The sequence below is a fragment of the Nesterenkonia halotolerans genome, from assembly GCF_014874065.1.
GTDB lineage: Bacteria > Actinomycetota > Actinomycetes > Actinomycetales > Micrococcaceae > Nesterenkonia > Nesterenkonia halotolerans.
This window is the reverse complement of record NZ_JADBEE010000001.1, coordinates 242,933-256,970: the sequence shown is the minus strand read 5'-3', so window position 1 is coordinate 256,970 and position 14,038 is coordinate 242,933. Positions and strand designations below refer to the sequence as shown.

Genomic DNA, 14,038 nt, shown 5'->3' with positions numbered 1-14,038 from the left:
GCCCTCAGTAGCGGCTGATCGCGCGGCGGGCGGAATCCGTGCGCTGCTCCGGGTTCGCGATCTCGATCGCCGCATGCAGCACCTGAACGCCCTCGGGTGAGGCCAGCACCGGGGTCAGCTCCAGCGACGCCACCTGCGGGTGGTTGTCCTTGAGCATGGCCACGCGCTGCAGCGTGTCCTCCAGCCCTGCGATGTCCACCGCGGGGACGCCCTTGTACCCGAAGAGCCGCTTGGCGGCGCGGGGGCGACGCACGAGGCCGCGCAGGTCCTGATCCGTGAGCGGGGGCACCGCGTGCGCCCAGTCGTCGAGCAGCTCCACGGCGTCCCCGGAGAGCCCGAAGGAGACGACCGGGCCCATCAGCGGATCCTCGATCGCGCGGACCACGCAGCCCTGACCGGCAGGGGCCATCGACTGCAGCTCCAGCCCGGCGGCGCCGTAGTCGGCCAGCACATGACGCATCTCCGCGATCGCGCGTCGCAGCCCCTCGGGGTCCTCGATGTTGAGCTGGACCCCGCCCAGGTCGAGCCGGTGACGCAGATAGGTGTTGGTCGACTTCACCGCCACCGGGTAGCCCAGCGCCTCAGCCGCAGCCAGCGCCTCCTCCTCGGTGGAGAACGCGACCGAACGCAGCATCGACATGCCGTAGACCCCGAGCAGCTCCGCACAGCGATCCGCGTCCAGCGATTCGAGCTGAGCGCCCTGGACGCCGTCGAGCCAGCCGTCCAGCAGCTCGTCCCCGCGGCGCGAGGCGGCGGTCCCCTCCAGGCCCTTCGGCACGTAGGCCTCGCCGATGCCGGCAGAACGCCAGCGCTGGTAACGCACGATCTTCGCCAGGGCCACCAGGGACCGCTCGGGCGAGGAGAACACCGGGAACCCCTGCTGCAGCGAGCCGTCCTCGATCACCAGGGCGGCGTTGCCGATATGGTTCAGCGGCACGCTCGCGTCGAGGACTCCGATCCAGGAGGCCACCATCGGTTTGGTGTGCTGCCGGGCGGTCTGTGAGATGAGCCGGCTGTGGTCGTAGTGCTCGCCGGTCACGGCCGGCTGCAGACACAGCGCGACGGCGTCGATGTCCTCGGCGATGAAGAGCTCCTCCAGCGCCCCGGCCAGCGCGGCGTCGGCGGCCGCGCGGGGAAGGTCGAGGTCCAGATCTCCGACGACACGAACGGCCGTGAGCCCCAGAGTCTCGGCCGTATCGGCAAGGATCCTGCCCATGGACGGAGAATTCGACAGGATCCCGATCCGATCACCGCCGGGCAGCGGCTGGGTGGCCAGCACCTGGAGCACGTCCATGAGCGAGTCGTGGTTGCCCACCTGGATCACGCCGGAGTGCTCCAGCATCGAATCCACGGCTCCCATCGGGGCGCGGGTGGTGCGCACCTCATGCCCCGGGGGTAGGCTGCGCCCCATCACGTCTGACTTGGCGACCACCACGGGTTTGGTCCGCGAGAGCCGCCGCGCGATCCGGGAGAACTTGCGCGGGTTGCCGAAGCTCTCGAGGTAGACCCCGACCGCGCGGGTGGAGTCATCATCCTCGAAGTACTGCATCGCGTCATTGCCGGAGAGATCGGCCCGGTTGCCGGCGGAGATCACCGAGGAGAGGCCAAGCTCACGCCGGTTGGCCTGGGCGAAGAGCGAGACCCCGATCGACGCCGACTGGCTGAACAGACCCACCCCGCCGCGCAGCGGCATGGTCGGTGACAGCGAGGCGTTCAGCGAGACATCCGGATCGGTGTTCATCAGACCCACCGAGGCGGGCCCGATCACGCGCATCCCCCACCGCCTGGCCAGTCGCACCAGCTCACGCTGATCGAAGGGGCGATGATCCTGCTCCTCAGCCTGGGCTCCGAGCTCGGGGGCGGTGACCACGAGGATCCCCTTGACACCGTTGCGGCCACAATCGGCGACGACCTCGGCCAGCTGCTCGGCCGGAACCGCGACCACGGCGAGGTCGATCTGCTGCTTGATATGGGCCAGCGAGGCGGAGGCCTGGACTCCCCCGACCTCGAAGGCCTCAGGGTTGACAGAGTGGACCCCTCCGGTGAAATGACCCTCGATGAGGTTCTGAACCAGGTGGTAGCCCACCGACCCGTACTCGCGGGAAGCACCGATGACGGCCACCTGCTCCGGGGCCAGGAGCTCGGCCACGCTGCGTGACTCGGCACGGTGCTCGCGAGCCTCCATCACCGCTCGGGACTTCTCCGTGGGGTCGATGGGGAACTCGAGCATGACCACCCCGTCTTCAAAGCGCCGCTGGGTCTCATACCCCGCCTCCGAGAAGACGGTCAGCATCTTGCGGTTCTCCGGCAGCACCTCCGCAGAGAAGCGCTCCAGCCCGCGTTCGCGCCCTGCGGCCGCCAGGTGCTCCAGCAGCACCGATCCCAGGCCCCGGCCCTGGTGCTTGTCCGAGATGTTGAAGGAGACCTCTGCCTCACTGGTGTCGTCGATCCGGTCGAATCCACCCACCCCGATGATCTCCTCATCGAGCAGGATCACCATGGCCACGCGATCCACATGGTCGACCTGGGTGAAGCGGATGAGCTCCTTCTCCGTCAGCGCAGACTTGAAGGTGAAGTAACGCAGGTAGATTGAGGAGTCGGACTGCGCCGCATGCATGCGTTGCAGCCGTTCGGAGTCCTGGGGACTGATCGGTCGAAGATGCGCCGCAGCCCCATCACGCAGCACGACATCTGCTTCCCAGTGCGCCGGATATCCGCCGGTTCGAGGTGACTCGCCCATAGGATCAAGACTAACCATCACGTCACTGCAATGGATACTGCCCTCTGGCAGGCACCCGCCCACCGACAGAAACAGGATCAGCTCACCCGCTATGGCCCGCCAATCCAAGAGCGCCGAGACTCCCCCGGTCACCCCGGAGAAGAACATCATCGACATCGACGTCTCTGCGGAGATGGAGACCTCCTTCCTGGAGTACGCCTACTCGGTGATCTACTCGCGCGCGCTGCCGGACGCACGGGACGGGCTCAAACCGGTGCAGCGCAGGATCCTGTACATGATGTCGGACATGGGCCTGCGGCCCGAGAAGGGCCACGTCAAGTCCGCGCGCGTGGTCGGCGAGGTGATGGGCAAGCTGCATCCCCATGGCGACGCCGCGATCTATGACGCCCTGGTGCGCATGGCGCAGCCCTTCGCACTGCGCCTGCCCCTGGTCGACGGCCATGGCAACTTCGGCTCTCTCGACGACGGGCCTGCGGCCCCGCGCTACACCGAGGCGCGGATGACCGCTGCGGCGCTGTCGATGACCGCAGACCTCGACGAGGACGTCGTGGACTTCGAGCCGAACTACGACAACCAGCTCACCCAGCCCGGCGTGCTCCCCAGCGCCTTCCCGAATCTGCTCGTCAACGGCGCATCGGGAATCGCTGTGGGCATGGCCACGAACATGGCGCCGCACAATATGCGCGAGGTCATCAACGGGGCCAAACACCTGATCCTGCACCCCGAGGCCACGGTGGAGGACCTCATGGTCCACATCCCGGGCCCGGACCTGCCCTCCGGCGGCCGGATCGTGGGACTGGACGGCATCGCCGACGCCTACCGCACCGGGCGCGGCTCCTTCAAGACCCGAGCCAAGGTCTCCATCGAGCAGGTCTCGGCGCGCAAGACCGGGATCGTGGTGACCCAGCTGCCCTACATGGTCGGCCCCGAGAAGGTCATCGAGAAGATCAAGGACGCCGTCCAGGCGAAGAAGCTCACCGGAATCTCCGATGTCCTGGATCTGACCGATCGCAAGCACGGGCTGCGGATGATCATCGAACTCAAGGCGGGCTTCAACCCGCAGGCGGTGCTCGCGCAGCTCTATAAGCAGACGCCGCTGGAGGACTCCTTCGGCATCAACAACGTGGCGCTGGTCAACGGTCAGCCCCGCACGCTGGGTCTGCTGGAGATGCTCCAGGTCTACGTGGACCATCGCCTGGACGTGGTCCGTCGGCGCAGCGCCTACCGGCTGCGCAAGCGTGAGGACCGCCTGCACCTGGTCAAGGGTCTGCTCATCGCCATCCTGGACATCGACGAGGTCATCCAGATCATCCGTGCCGCGGAGGACACCGGCGCTGCGCGCCAGCGACTGATGCAGATCTTCGACCTCACCCAGGCCCAGGCCGATCACATCCTCGAGCTGCGGCTGCGCCAGCTCACGCGCTACTCGGCGCTGGAGCTGGAACAGGAGAAGGAGCGCCTGGAGGCAGAGATCGCCGAGCTCGAAGCCATCCTCGGGTCTGAACAGCGCCTGCGCGGCCTGGTCGCCGATGAATTGGACGAGGTGGCCGCCAAGTACGGCGACGATCGACGCACCGAGCTGCTCGACGCGGAGGCGGCCCCCACCGCAGCAGCCGCACCGGCAGAAGCCGGTCCGACGGGCGGCTCCACCAGTCTGCAGATCCCAGATGCGCCCTGCTGGGCCGTGCTGTCCACCTCGGGTCAGCTGGCTCGGACCACGAATCGCAGCACCCTGGTCCATCCCACCCGACGCGCCCGGCACGACGCGCTGACCTCCGCAGTGTCCACCACCGCACGCGGAGAGATCGGCGCAGTCACCTCCACGGGCCGCATGATCCGGGTCCCCGTGGTGGACATGCCCGCGATCGAGATGTCCTCCGGCGCCGTGAACCTGACCCACGGTGTGAAGGCGAAGGACTTCCTGCGCCTGGAGAAGAACGAGGAGCTGCTCGCCTTCGTCCCGCTCGATGCGGTCATCGCCTTGGGCACCGCCCAGGGACGGGTCAAGCGCGTGAACCCCGAATACCCGCTCAATCGAGACGATTGGGAGGTCATCTCACTCAAGGGCGAGGGGCGCGCCCAGGACCGGATCATCAGCGCCGCAGTCGCCGCCGACGACGCCGATCACCTCTGCTTCATCACCGCGGGGGCGCAGCTGCTGCACTTTGAGGCTGGACTCGTCCGGGCCCAGGGACGCACCGCTGCAGGCATGCTGGGCATCAAGCTCGCCGAGGGCGATTCGGTCATCGGCTTCTCCGTGGTTCCGGCAGACGCCCTCGCCGGGACGGGAACCGACTCCGCGAGTGACGCTGCGTCAGACTCGGAGCAGCAGCTGAGCTCCCCTGCCCTGGTGGTCACACTCGCCGCCGGAGACACCCCCCTGGAAGGGTTCGAGTCGGGGAGCATCAAGCTCACGGACCTGGTGGAGTTTCCGGCCAAGGGTCGCGGCACCTCGGGCGTGCGCGCCCACCGGTTCATGCGCGGAGAAGATCACCTCCGGCTGGGCTGGGCAGGCATCGGCCCCGCACTGGGTGCCGCGAAGAACGGCACGGCGCGGAACCTTCCCTCCGAGATGGCCCGCCGTGACGCCTCCGGCGTCCCGTTGGAACGCGCTGTGGATGCCATCGCACCGAGCCCCGAGACGCTGAACGTCCACACCGTCGACGGATCGTGACACACCATTACTACAGCGTGTAGAAATCACTCTTGAGCAGGAGTATCCTGGTGCCTTAGCTGCACGATGGCGCGGCCCGTTCGGCGCTCCCAGGTGCACCGTTGTAGAAGAACCACTGTTGTGACACCCGATAAGGAGCACCCGAAGATGGCCACTCTCGGAGGACTTGAGCGCTCGGTCATGGGCCTGCTCTGGGACAGCGCCGAATCCCTCAGCGCCAATGACGTGCGTGATCGCCTGGGTGAGGATCTGGCCGTGACCACGGTGCTGACAGTGCTCTCCCGGCTCGAGCGCAAAGAGATGGTCCGGCGCGAGAGGTCCACGAGGCCCCACCGCTATTCGGCCACCGCCTCCCGCGAAGAGCACACCGTGGAGATGCTCAACGAGGTCTTGGGCACCGCAGGGGATCGTGAGGCCGTGCTGGCCAGGTTCATCGGGACCATCCCCGATTCCGAGGCCGCCGCGCTGCGCCGCCTGCTGCAGAACTGAACCCCCACGGCGCTCCCACTAAACTGACTCGGTGACCATCCTCGCCGCATGCCTCGCCGCCCTGGCCCTCGTGCTGGCGATCTCTGTGCCGCGGCTGCTCCGCGAGGCGAACTTCCGGTCCCGCTCCCCCTGGGCAGCGATGCTGCTGTGGCAGGCCATTGCGCTGGCCGGAGGCGTCTCCATGGTCGGCGCCCCGATGGTCTACGGCCTCGGGCCATTCGGAGATTCGGTGCCCGCCGCCGCTTCCAAGGTGCTGGGACTCATGGCCGCCGCAGATTTCGCGGCTCTGACGGACCTTGGAGTACATCCGGGACACATCTTCGCGCTGTGCCTGAGCGTTCTGCTGGGCGGGCACCTGCTGCTGACCCTGCTGCTGACCTATATCCGGGTGCTGGGCCAGCGACGCCGTCACCGTGATGTGGTGCGCCTGCTCTCCACACCGGTGGACGGAAACCAGGCCGCCACACTGGGGCGGCATCTGAACCTCTCCGCAGAGCTGGGCGACGCCCATGTGCTCGAGCACGAGGCCCCGCTGGCCTACTGCCTGCCCGGACGCACGAACGCCGGGTCCGTGACGGTGCTCTCCCGCGGGCTGCTGAACCAGCTCTCGGAGGCCGAGCTGGGCGCCGTCGTCGCGCATGAGAAGACCCATCTGCAGCAGCGCCACCACTTTCTCACCATGGCCTTCGAGGCCTGGTATCGCGCGCTGCCCTGGCTGCCCACCACGCGGCACGGCCGCGCCGCGGTGACGGAGCTGACCGAGATGCTGGCCGACGACGGCGCTCTGCGCGCCCATACGCGTGGTGATCTGCTGCGCGCACTGGCGCTGAGCACGGCCGGCCCGGATCACCAGGACGTCCTTCGCGGGAGAACTCAGACTGTCGAGGAGAGCCGTGCCGCGGCCGCAGCCGAGATCGCGGGCGGCGACGAGACCGGCGCTGACTCCACGAGCGGCGACGCCACGGAGTCCACGCTGATCACCACGGCACGGCTGCGCAGGCTGCTGGCGCCCCCGGCGCCGCTGTCCCGGCCAGCCCTCGGGGGCGTGATCGGCATCGCCGCAGCACTGGTGCTGGTGCCTGCGGCGGCGCTGCTGCTGGGCGCCTGAGGATCAGCGTCGAGCGCCCAGACGGCTAGCTGTTCGCCGCCAGGAAATCCTCGGCACCGCCGACGAGCTCGGTATGGCCCTGCTCCAGGTCATCGCGTCCCACCAGAGAGGCGATCTCCGCTGCGAACTCCTCCACGCTGTAGAGCCGACCCGCGGCTTCACGGCGTGAGGCGATCGCACCAGGTTCGGCGCGTTCGAGCAGCGTCGCTGTGATGGTGCCTTCGATCATGTCGCCCGAGACCACGGTGAGCGTGATGCCCTTGGCGTCGAGCTCCGGGATCAGCTCCAGGAGCGCATCCTCCCCGGCTCGCTTAGATCGAGCCACGGGTTCGTAGGAGTCCATCGTGGCGGTCTGCTTGATGAAGTGCGCCTGGTGGCTGGTGACGAACACGATCTGGCTGCCCTTGGACATCACCTGGATCGCTGCGCGCGCCATCTGGACCTGGGCGTCGCGGTTGAGCATCAGCGCGTAGTCCTCGCCGCGCCCGGACTCCATGCCGCCGGAGGCGTTGAGCACGAGCAGATCCAGCGAGCCGAAGTTCTCCACCGCGGCGTCCACCAGGGCCTGCGCCCCGGCCTCCTCGGTCAGGTCCGCTCCGACGGCGACGGCGCGACCACCGGCCTCCTCGATGCCGGCCACCACCTTCTTGGCCCGGGGCGCCTTCTGCCGGTAGTTGATCACGACGCCCGCGCCTCGGGCGCCGAGCAGCGCTGCGGTGGCGGCACCGATGCCGCGGGAGGATCCGGTGACGATGGCGCCGGTTCCGGCCAGGTCCTGCTGTGTCATGAGTTCTTCCTCAGTTCTGCGTCGTGGTGTGCTGTCTCGCGTGCTGCGTGGGGCGTGCGGCCGCGCCCGGAAGGTCAGTGGCCCATCCCGAGACCACCGTCGACCGGGATCACCGCTCCGGAGATGTAGGAGGCTTCGGCGGAAGCGAGCCAGCGCACGACTGCGGCGACCTCCTCGGCCTCGGCGAAGCGACCGGTCGGGATGTTCTGCAGGTACTTGGCCTGGGTGGCCTCATCCAGCGCATCGGTCATGTCCGAGCGGACGAAACCAGGTGCCACCACATTGGCGGTGATGCCGCGGCCGCCGAGCTCACGGGTCAGTGAGCGGGCCATCCCGATGAGGCCCGATTTTGAGGAGGCGTAGTTGATCTGGCCAGGAGAGCCGTAGAGGCCCACCACGGAGGAGATCAGCACCACGCGGCCCTTCTTCATCCGAATCATGCCCTTGGAGGCCCGCTTGAGCACGCGGAAGGCGCCGGTGAGATTGGTGTCGAGGACATCGGTGAAATCCTCTTCACTCATCCGCATCAGAAGCGTGTCGCGGGTGATTCCCGCGTTCGCCACGAGGATCTCCACCGGGCCGTGGGCCTCTTCCACCTGGGTGAACGCGGAGTCCACAGAGGCGGAATCGGTGACGTCCGCCGCCACGCCCAGCGCACCCTCGGGGGCGTCCCCGTTGCGCGTGGTCACGGCGACCTTGTCACCGTTGGCGATGAACGCCTCGGCGATGGCGCGCCCGATGCCGCGGTTTCCGCCGGTGATCAATACGCTGCGTGCGTTCATAAGTCTCCTCATTACGAGCCTCGGTCCCAGCGGCTCGGTGGTCTCGGCCACCGCTGGCGCGGGAAATGTTCTGTCCCCAGCCTATGTCAGCGGTTATGTGACCGTCGCGTCACATCGCCGTCCGGCCTCCAGGTTCGACGCCTAGACTGTCCTGGTGAGCGATCAGGTCCACTCGATCACTGATGCACCGCAGAAGCACAGTGACGAGCAGCACGGGAGAATGGTCCGCTATGCGGTGTCGATGGCCATCCGCATGGTGTGCTTCATCCTGGCGGTGATCCTGCAGAACTGGATGACCTGGGTTCTCCTCGCCCTCGCGGTGGTTCTGCCCTACGTGGCCGTGACCACGGCGAATGTCGGTGGTGATCGATATATGCGGCGCAGCGAGTCTGAAGATCTCGAGTCCCCCTCCCTGCTGGGCACCTCCCACGAGGACGCCCCGCCGGCGGTTGACCGCCAGTGGTGGGAGGACGAGGAGGACGCCCGGGATGAGGACGCCGACTCCGAGGGCTATGCCGCGCAGCCCGAGGTCATCGCGGGAGAACTCGAGGACCCCGACGACGCCGAAGACACCGACGAGGAACAGGACGAACGCCGCTGATGGATCTGCTCAACAGCCTGGGACGCGCCGGCGCGCAGCCAGGCCCGCAGACCCCGGAGTGCTCTCGGAAGGGCTGCCGAAACCCCGCAGACTGGCAGGTGCTCTGGAACAACCCCAAGATTCATGACCCTGATCGGCGCAAGGTCTGGCTCGCCTGCGACGAACACCGCGCGTGGTTGGAGAACTTCCTCGCCCAGCGGCTGTTCTGGCGCAGCACCGAGCCCCTGGCCGAGCAGGATTCCAGCACGGACGTTCCGGACGACGAGCCCCGGATCGATCCATGACTCGCTACCGCTTTCTGCTGACCCCCACCTGGCTCGGATGGCTCGCCATCTGCACGCTCTTCGCCGTGGCCTGCGTGTTCCTGGGCCAGTGGCAGATCGATCGCCGTGAGGCCTCGCTGGAAGAGATCAACCGCATCGTCTCCAACTACGACGCCGACCCGGTCCCGTACTCGAATGCCCGAGAGCTCTTCGACGCGGCCGAGGCCGACGACGAATGGACCGTGGTCGAACTGACCGGCGAGTACCTCGAGGACGACTCCCGGCTTGTCAGGAATCGGGCGCACCGCGGCTCCGTGGGCTATGAATCGCTGGTGCCCTTCTCCGTAGCCGGCACCGATGACGTGGTGATCATCGACCGCGGGTGGCTGCCCACTGACAGCTCGGATGGTTCCCGCCCGGAGTACTCCCCCGCGCCGCCCGAGGGCGAGGTCGATCTTGTGGCTCGCATCCGGCCCGCCGAGCCGGCGATCAACCGTGGAGCACCCGAGGGACAGCTGGCCTCGATCGATCTCCAGGAGTACCAGGATGAGCTTGGCTACAGCCTCCTCACCGGCGGCTATGGGCTCATGGCCGAGGAGTCGCCCGCCCCAGAGACCGCGCCCCGACAGCTGACCCGTCCCTCCATGGAGGAGGGACCCCATCTGTCGTATTCGATGCAATGGCTCACCTTCGGCCTGCTCGGCTTCATCGGCTGGGGCTATGCCGCGCGGATCCACGCCAGGAATCGGGACTTCGACGAGGCAGAGGCTGCAGCGAGCGGGGCGACCCCGCATGCCGTCTCCGAGGACGGCGGCCCGGTACATGCCGCTTCCGCGGTGCCCGCGCAGGATCGAGTGCGGGAGGCCAATCGGCGTCGCCGGATGACGAGCGGACGGCTCTCGGACGAGGACCTCGAGGACGCCTGGGTCGACCAGCGACTGGGCCGCTGAGCCTCAGCCAGCAGGCGGCAGTTCCTCTCCGGCGCAGGAGGAGACCTTCCGCCAGTGCAGAGACTCCTCATCGAGCTGCCAGTGCGTCACCTCGGAGCCCAGGATGGTCTCCGAGGTGAACCACCAGCTCTCCCCCGGGTTCCATCCCGCGATCACGCTGGCGGTGTCTGCCCCCACCGGGATCGCCCGGCCGGCACTGCTCAGATAGCCCGCGACGCTGAGGTGCACGCCGTCGTACTCCTTCGACGCAGCTTCCCAGTCGGGGATGACCCACCGGCCGGCTCTGCCGGTGGTGCGGTACCAGTCGTGGCGCTTCTCGGCGCTGACCTCCAGCGGGAACCGTTCGCAGAGGGCAGCCCAGTCCTGGGCAGAACGGATCTCACACACTCTGGGCGCTCCTGAGACCCAGAGTCGGCGCGTGTGGGCGGTCTCCCAGCCGAAGTCGTCTTCGAACAAGTACAGAACCGCCGGTGCGTGATCGGAGAACCGCGCGGTGCTGCGCAACAGATGGTCCGGCGGTCGGGACCACCACACTCCGCCGTAGCTCGCCTTGGGATCTTCCGGGCGGTCACCCAGTGCCCGGAGTTCAAGGGCCTGCTGCTCCGCACACCAGTCCGAGAGCACCTGCGTGGGTTCGCCGGAATGGTCGTATCCGGGGATGTCTGGCCACTGCACACAGGCCTGATCGCTCAGACGCACTTCGTGGCTCCACCACTGGGTCTGTGGGGAGCCGAGAAGGTGTCGGGCAACGCGCAGCAGAGCTCCGCGCAGCTCTGCGGAGCCGGCGAGCAGATCCTCACCCTCGGGCTCCTGCCAATAACGGGCGAACGCCACGACGTCGGCGAGGACGAGACGCAGCAGGTCCTCGCTGGGATCCGCGAGGTCCGTCGCGTCCAGGGCCCGTGCGACCTCGGCAGGTCCGACCGCCGGCGACAGGACGCGGACCGGGGAGCCGAAGACCGCCCATCGGGACATCAGCTGGCCACGGTGCTCTCCTTGGGGCTCGAGCACCCTCGCCGCCTCGTGGACCAGTCCAGAGAGCTCAGCGGAGCTCGGGTCCGTACGCTGCTCAGAGGCCAGCGCGAACTCCAACAGCAGTCGGCGTCCTCGCGGACCATCAAGCAGGGCTTCGGGGGTCAGAGCCATGCGCTGAGCCTAGCGACCAGGGACCTGGACCGCTCGGATCAGTCCTGCGTGATCAAGACATCCCTCACAGGACAGCGCGATCAGGCCAGTGTGATGAGGTCCTCGTAATCCTTGGTGTAGATGTCTTCCTCGCCGTCGGGCAGCAGCAGCACCCGGTCGGGGCTCAGCGCCTCCACCGCTCCGGGGTCGTGGCTGACCAGGACCACGGCGCCCTCGTAGGTGCGCAGTGCAGCGAGGATCTCCTCGCGGCTTGCGGGGTCCAGGTTGTTCGTGGGCTCATCCAGCAGCAGCACGTTCGCGCTCGAGGCCACCAGCGAGGCCAGGGCCAGGCGGGTCTTCTCGCCGCCGGAGAGCACCGCAGCGGGCTTGCTCACATCATCGCCGGAGAACAGGAACGAGCCGAGGATCTTCCGCTGATCGGTGTCATTGAGGAAGGGCGCGGCGGTCTTCATGTTCTCCAGCACGGAGCTCTCGGTGTCCAGTGTGTCGTGCTCCTGGGCGAAGTAGCCGAGCTTGAGACCGTGCCCGGAGATCACCCGGCCGGAGTCCGCCTCGGCGGCGCCGGCCAGCAGGCGCAGCAGCGTGGTCTTGCCGGCACCGTTGTAGCCCAGGATGACCACGCGGGAGCCGCGGTCGATCGCGAGGTCCAGTCCGGTGAAGATCTCCAGCGAGCCGTAGGACTTCGAAAGGCCTTCCGCCATGAGCGGGGTCTTTCCGCAGGAGGCCGGCGCGGGGAAGCGGATGTTTGCCACGCGCTCTGCGGCGCGCTCGCCCTCCAGTCCTGCCATCATGCGGTCGGCTCGCTTGAGCATGGACTGGGCGGCCACGGCCTTCGTGGCCTTGGCGCGCATCTTCTCCGCCTGGAAGCGCAGCTGGCTGGCCTTCTTCTCCGCGTTGGCGTACTCGCGCTTGCGCCGAGCCGCGTCCTGGTCGCGCTGGACCAGGTACTTCTTCCAGCCCATGTTGTAGACGTCGAGCGTCATCCGGTTGCCGTCGAGGTAGAACACCTTGTTCACGGTGGATTCGATGAGGTCCACGTCGTGGGAGATCATCAGGACTCCCCCGGCGTAGCTCTGCAGGTGATCACGCAGCCAGACGATGGAATCTGCATCCAGGTGGTTCGTGGGCTCATCGAGCAGCAGGGTGTCAGCGTCTGAGAACAGGATCCGGGCGAGCTCGACGCGGCGGCGCTGACCACCGGAGAGCGTCTTCAGCGGCTGGGTCAGGATGCGCTCGGGCAGGTCCAGGTTGTTGCAGATCATGGCGGCCTCGGCCTCTGCGGAGTAGCCCCCGGCGGCGTCGAACCGGGTCTGCACCTTGGCGTACTGGGTCATCGCCTTGTCGCGGACCGCATCGTCGGTGCTGGCCATGTCCTGCTCTGCCTGGCGAAGCTTGGTGGAGATGACGTCAAGTTCCCGGGCGGCGAGGATCCGGTCGCGGGAGAGCTGCTCCATGTCATCGATCTTCGGGTCCTGCGGCAGATAGCCGATGCTCCCCCGGCGCTCCACGTGTCCGGCGGCAGGCTGGGTCAGCCCCGCGAGGACCTTGGTCAGCGTGGTCTTGCCGGCGCCGTTGCGCCCGACGAGGCCGACTTTGTCTCCCGAATCGATGCGGAACGCGACCTCGTCCATCAGCAGGCGCGCTCCGGCGCGGAGTTCAAGATTGGATACGCTGATCAACGGTGCAGTTTCCCTTCGGGCCGCGCAGAGCGCGCCGGCCTGACAACTTTGAATAGGTGGGTTCAGTGGACAACCCTTCCAGTGTAACGACGACCCTGGATGCAGCCGCATTCGACGTCGACACCTCAGACGGCGGCAGGCGACGCATCCTGCACCCGGTGACCCTCAATCTGCCCGAACATCGCATCGCTGTGATCGGCGCCAATGGGTCGGGCAAGTCCACCTTGCTGCGGCTCATCGCCGGGCTCGTGGCGCCCAGCTCGGGATCGGTCCAGCTCAGCCCGGCCGGCGTGCGGACCGGATTCATCTTCGCGAACCCGCAGGCGCAGCTGATCATGCCTGTGGTCGGTGAGGACATCGCCTTCTCGCTGCGCAGCAGCATCACCTCGGCAGCGCAGCGTCGTCAGCGCAGCCGTGAGATCTTGGACACCATGGGCCTGGGTGACCGTGAGGAGTCCAGCATCTACGACCTCTCCTCCGGTGAGCGGCAGAAGGTGGCGCTGGCCGGAGTCCTCGCCGCGGAGCCCGAACTGGTCCTCGCCGATGAGCCCACCACGCTGCTGGACCTGCGCAGCACGGTGGAGTTCACCCAGATGCTGATGAATCTGACTCCGCCGATGATCGTGGCCACCCACGACCTCGGCCTGGCGGCGCGGGCCCAGCGGGTGCTGGTCTTCGATCATGGCCACCTGGTCGCCGATGGTCCGCCGGGAGTGGCGATCCCCTACTACCGCGAGCTCGCCGGAGCCGATGGTCCGGCGTCGTCCGCGCCTGAGCGCTAGGCGCGAGACCTCAGGGGCCGCAGCGTCAGGTGCCGGG

The 14,038-nt window shown here is 67.7% G+C and carries 12 protein-coding genes; 7 read left to right on the top strand and 5 right to left on the bottom strand.

The genetic code is table 11. From position 1 onward, the window contains the following. Positions 1-4 precede the first annotated feature (4 nt). Positions 5-2,740 (bottom strand): bifunctional acetate--CoA ligase family protein/GNAT family N-acetyltransferase, encoded by a 2,736-nt coding sequence (locus H4W26_RS01145; protein WP_192590360.1) that lies wholly within the window; start codon positions 2,738-2,740, stop codon positions 5-7. Between the two features lie 91 nt (positions 2,741-2,831). Here H4W26_RS01145 and H4W26_RS01140 point away from each other — a divergent pair, with 91 nt between their 5' ends. The 3 genes from H4W26_RS01140 to H4W26_RS01130 all read left to right on the top strand — a co-directional run bounded on the left by H4W26_RS01140 (position 2,832) and on the right by H4W26_RS01130 (position 7,011). After that, positions 2,832-5,414, top strand: a complete 2,583-nt coding sequence (locus H4W26_RS01140; RefSeq protein WP_192590359.1) for a DNA gyrase/topoisomerase IV subunit A — start codon at positions 2,832-2,834, stop codon at positions 5,412-5,414. A gap of 147 nt (positions 5,415-5,561) precedes the next feature. After that, on the top strand, positions 5,562-5,903 hold the full coding sequence (locus H4W26_RS01135) for a BlaI/MecI/CopY family transcriptional regulator (RefSeq protein ID WP_192590358.1): 342 nt from the start codon (positions 5,562-5,564) through the stop codon (positions 5,901-5,903). 31 nt (positions 5,904-5,934) lie between these two features. Beyond that, positions 5,935-7,011 carry a M56 family metallopeptidase gene (locus tag H4W26_RS01130; protein WP_192590357.1) on the top strand — a complete coding sequence of 359 codons (1,077 nt, stop codon included), beginning with the start codon at positions 5,935-5,937 and terminating at the stop codon, positions 7,009-7,011. 25 nt (positions 7,012-7,036) lie between these two features. Here H4W26_RS01130 and H4W26_RS01125 read toward each other — a convergent pair whose 3' ends face one another. Continuing rightward, positions 7,037-7,798 carry an SDR family oxidoreductase gene (locus H4W26_RS01125; RefSeq protein ID WP_192590356.1) on the bottom strand — a complete coding sequence of 254 codons (762 nt, stop codon included), beginning with the start codon at positions 7,796-7,798 and terminating at the stop codon, positions 7,037-7,039. Between the two features lie 74 nt (positions 7,799-7,872). Next, positions 7,873-8,580, bottom strand: a complete 708-nt coding sequence (gene fabG / locus H4W26_RS01120) for a 3-oxoacyl-ACP reductase FabG (protein ID WP_225939547.1) — start codon at positions 8,578-8,580, stop codon at positions 7,873-7,875. 154 nt (positions 8,581-8,734) lie between these two features. Between fabG and H4W26_RS01115 the strand changes: the two genes are divergently transcribed. From H4W26_RS01115 to H4W26_RS01105, 3 genes are read left to right on the top strand one after another with little or no spacing between them, the layout of a single operon-like run. Beyond that, the gene (locus H4W26_RS01115) at positions 8,735-9,181 is read left to right on the top strand and encodes a DUF3099 domain-containing protein (protein WP_192590354.1); all 447 of its coding nucleotides are present in this window, start codon (positions 8,735-8,737) and stop codon (positions 9,179-9,181) included. Continuing rightward, entirely contained in the window at positions 9,181-9,465 is a 285-nt protein-coding gene (locus H4W26_RS01110) for an acetone carboxylase (RefSeq protein WP_192590353.1), read from the top strand. Before H4W26_RS01115 ends, H4W26_RS01110 begins: the two co-directional genes overlap by 1 nt. Continuing rightward, on the top strand, positions 9,462-10,394 hold the full coding sequence (locus H4W26_RS01105) for an SURF1 family cytochrome oxidase biogenesis protein (protein ID WP_192590352.1): 933 nt from the start codon (positions 9,462-9,464) through the stop codon (positions 10,392-10,394). The genes H4W26_RS01110 and H4W26_RS01105 overlap by 4 nt, the downstream gene beginning before the upstream one ends. A gap of 3 nt (positions 10,395-10,397) precedes the next feature. On the opposite strand, the gene H4W26_RS01100 is transcribed toward H4W26_RS01105, so the two are convergent. Then, a complete protein-coding gene (locus tag H4W26_RS01100) occupies positions 10,398-11,540 on the bottom strand; it encodes a hypothetical protein (RefSeq protein ID WP_192590351.1) in 1,143 nt (380 codons plus the stop codon). An 80-nt stretch (positions 11,541-11,620) separates the two neighbouring features. Then, entirely contained in the window at positions 11,621-13,219 is a 1,599-nt protein-coding gene (locus H4W26_RS01095) for an ABC-F family ATP-binding cassette domain-containing protein (RefSeq protein ID WP_192590350.1), read from the bottom strand. A 65-nt stretch (positions 13,220-13,284) separates the two neighbouring features. On the opposite strand from H4W26_RS01095, the gene H4W26_RS01090 reads away from it, so the two are divergent. Then, complete coding sequence (locus H4W26_RS01090; RefSeq protein WP_318779727.1) at positions 13,285-14,001, top strand: energy-coupling factor ABC transporter ATP-binding protein; 717 nt, start codon at positions 13,285-13,287, stop codon at positions 13,999-14,001. The last annotated feature ends 37 nt before the right edge of the window (positions 14,002-14,038 follow it).

Coding starts and splice junctions, on each gene's coding strand:
- H4W26_RS01135 (WP_192590358.1), top strand. CDS start 5,562: ATGGCCACTCTCGGAGGACTTGAGCGCTCGGTCATGGGCCTGCTCTGG.
- H4W26_RS01110 (WP_192590353.1), top strand. CDS start 9,181: ATGGATCTGCTCAACAGCCTGGGACGCGCCGGCGCGCAGCCAGGCCCG.
- H4W26_RS01145 (WP_192590360.1), bottom strand. CDS start 2,740: ATGGGCGAGTCACCTCGAACCGGCGGATATCCGGCGCACTGGGAAGCA.
- fabG (WP_225939547.1), bottom strand. CDS start 8,580: ATGAACGCACGCAGCGTATTGATCACCGGCGGAAACCGCGGCATCGGG.
- H4W26_RS01100 (WP_192590351.1), bottom strand. CDS start 11,540: ATGGCTCTGACCCCCGAAGCCCTGCTTGATGGTCCGCGAGGACGCCGA.
- H4W26_RS01140 (WP_192590359.1), top strand. CDS start 2,832: ATGGCCCGCCAATCCAAGAGCGCCGAGACTCCCCCGGTCACCCCGGAG.
- H4W26_RS01125 (WP_192590356.1), bottom strand. CDS start 7,798: ATGACACAGCAGGACCTGGCCGGAACCGGCGCCATCGTCACCGGATCC.
- H4W26_RS01105 (WP_192590352.1), top strand. CDS start 9,462: ATGACTCGCTACCGCTTTCTGCTGACCCCCACCTGGCTCGGATGGCTC.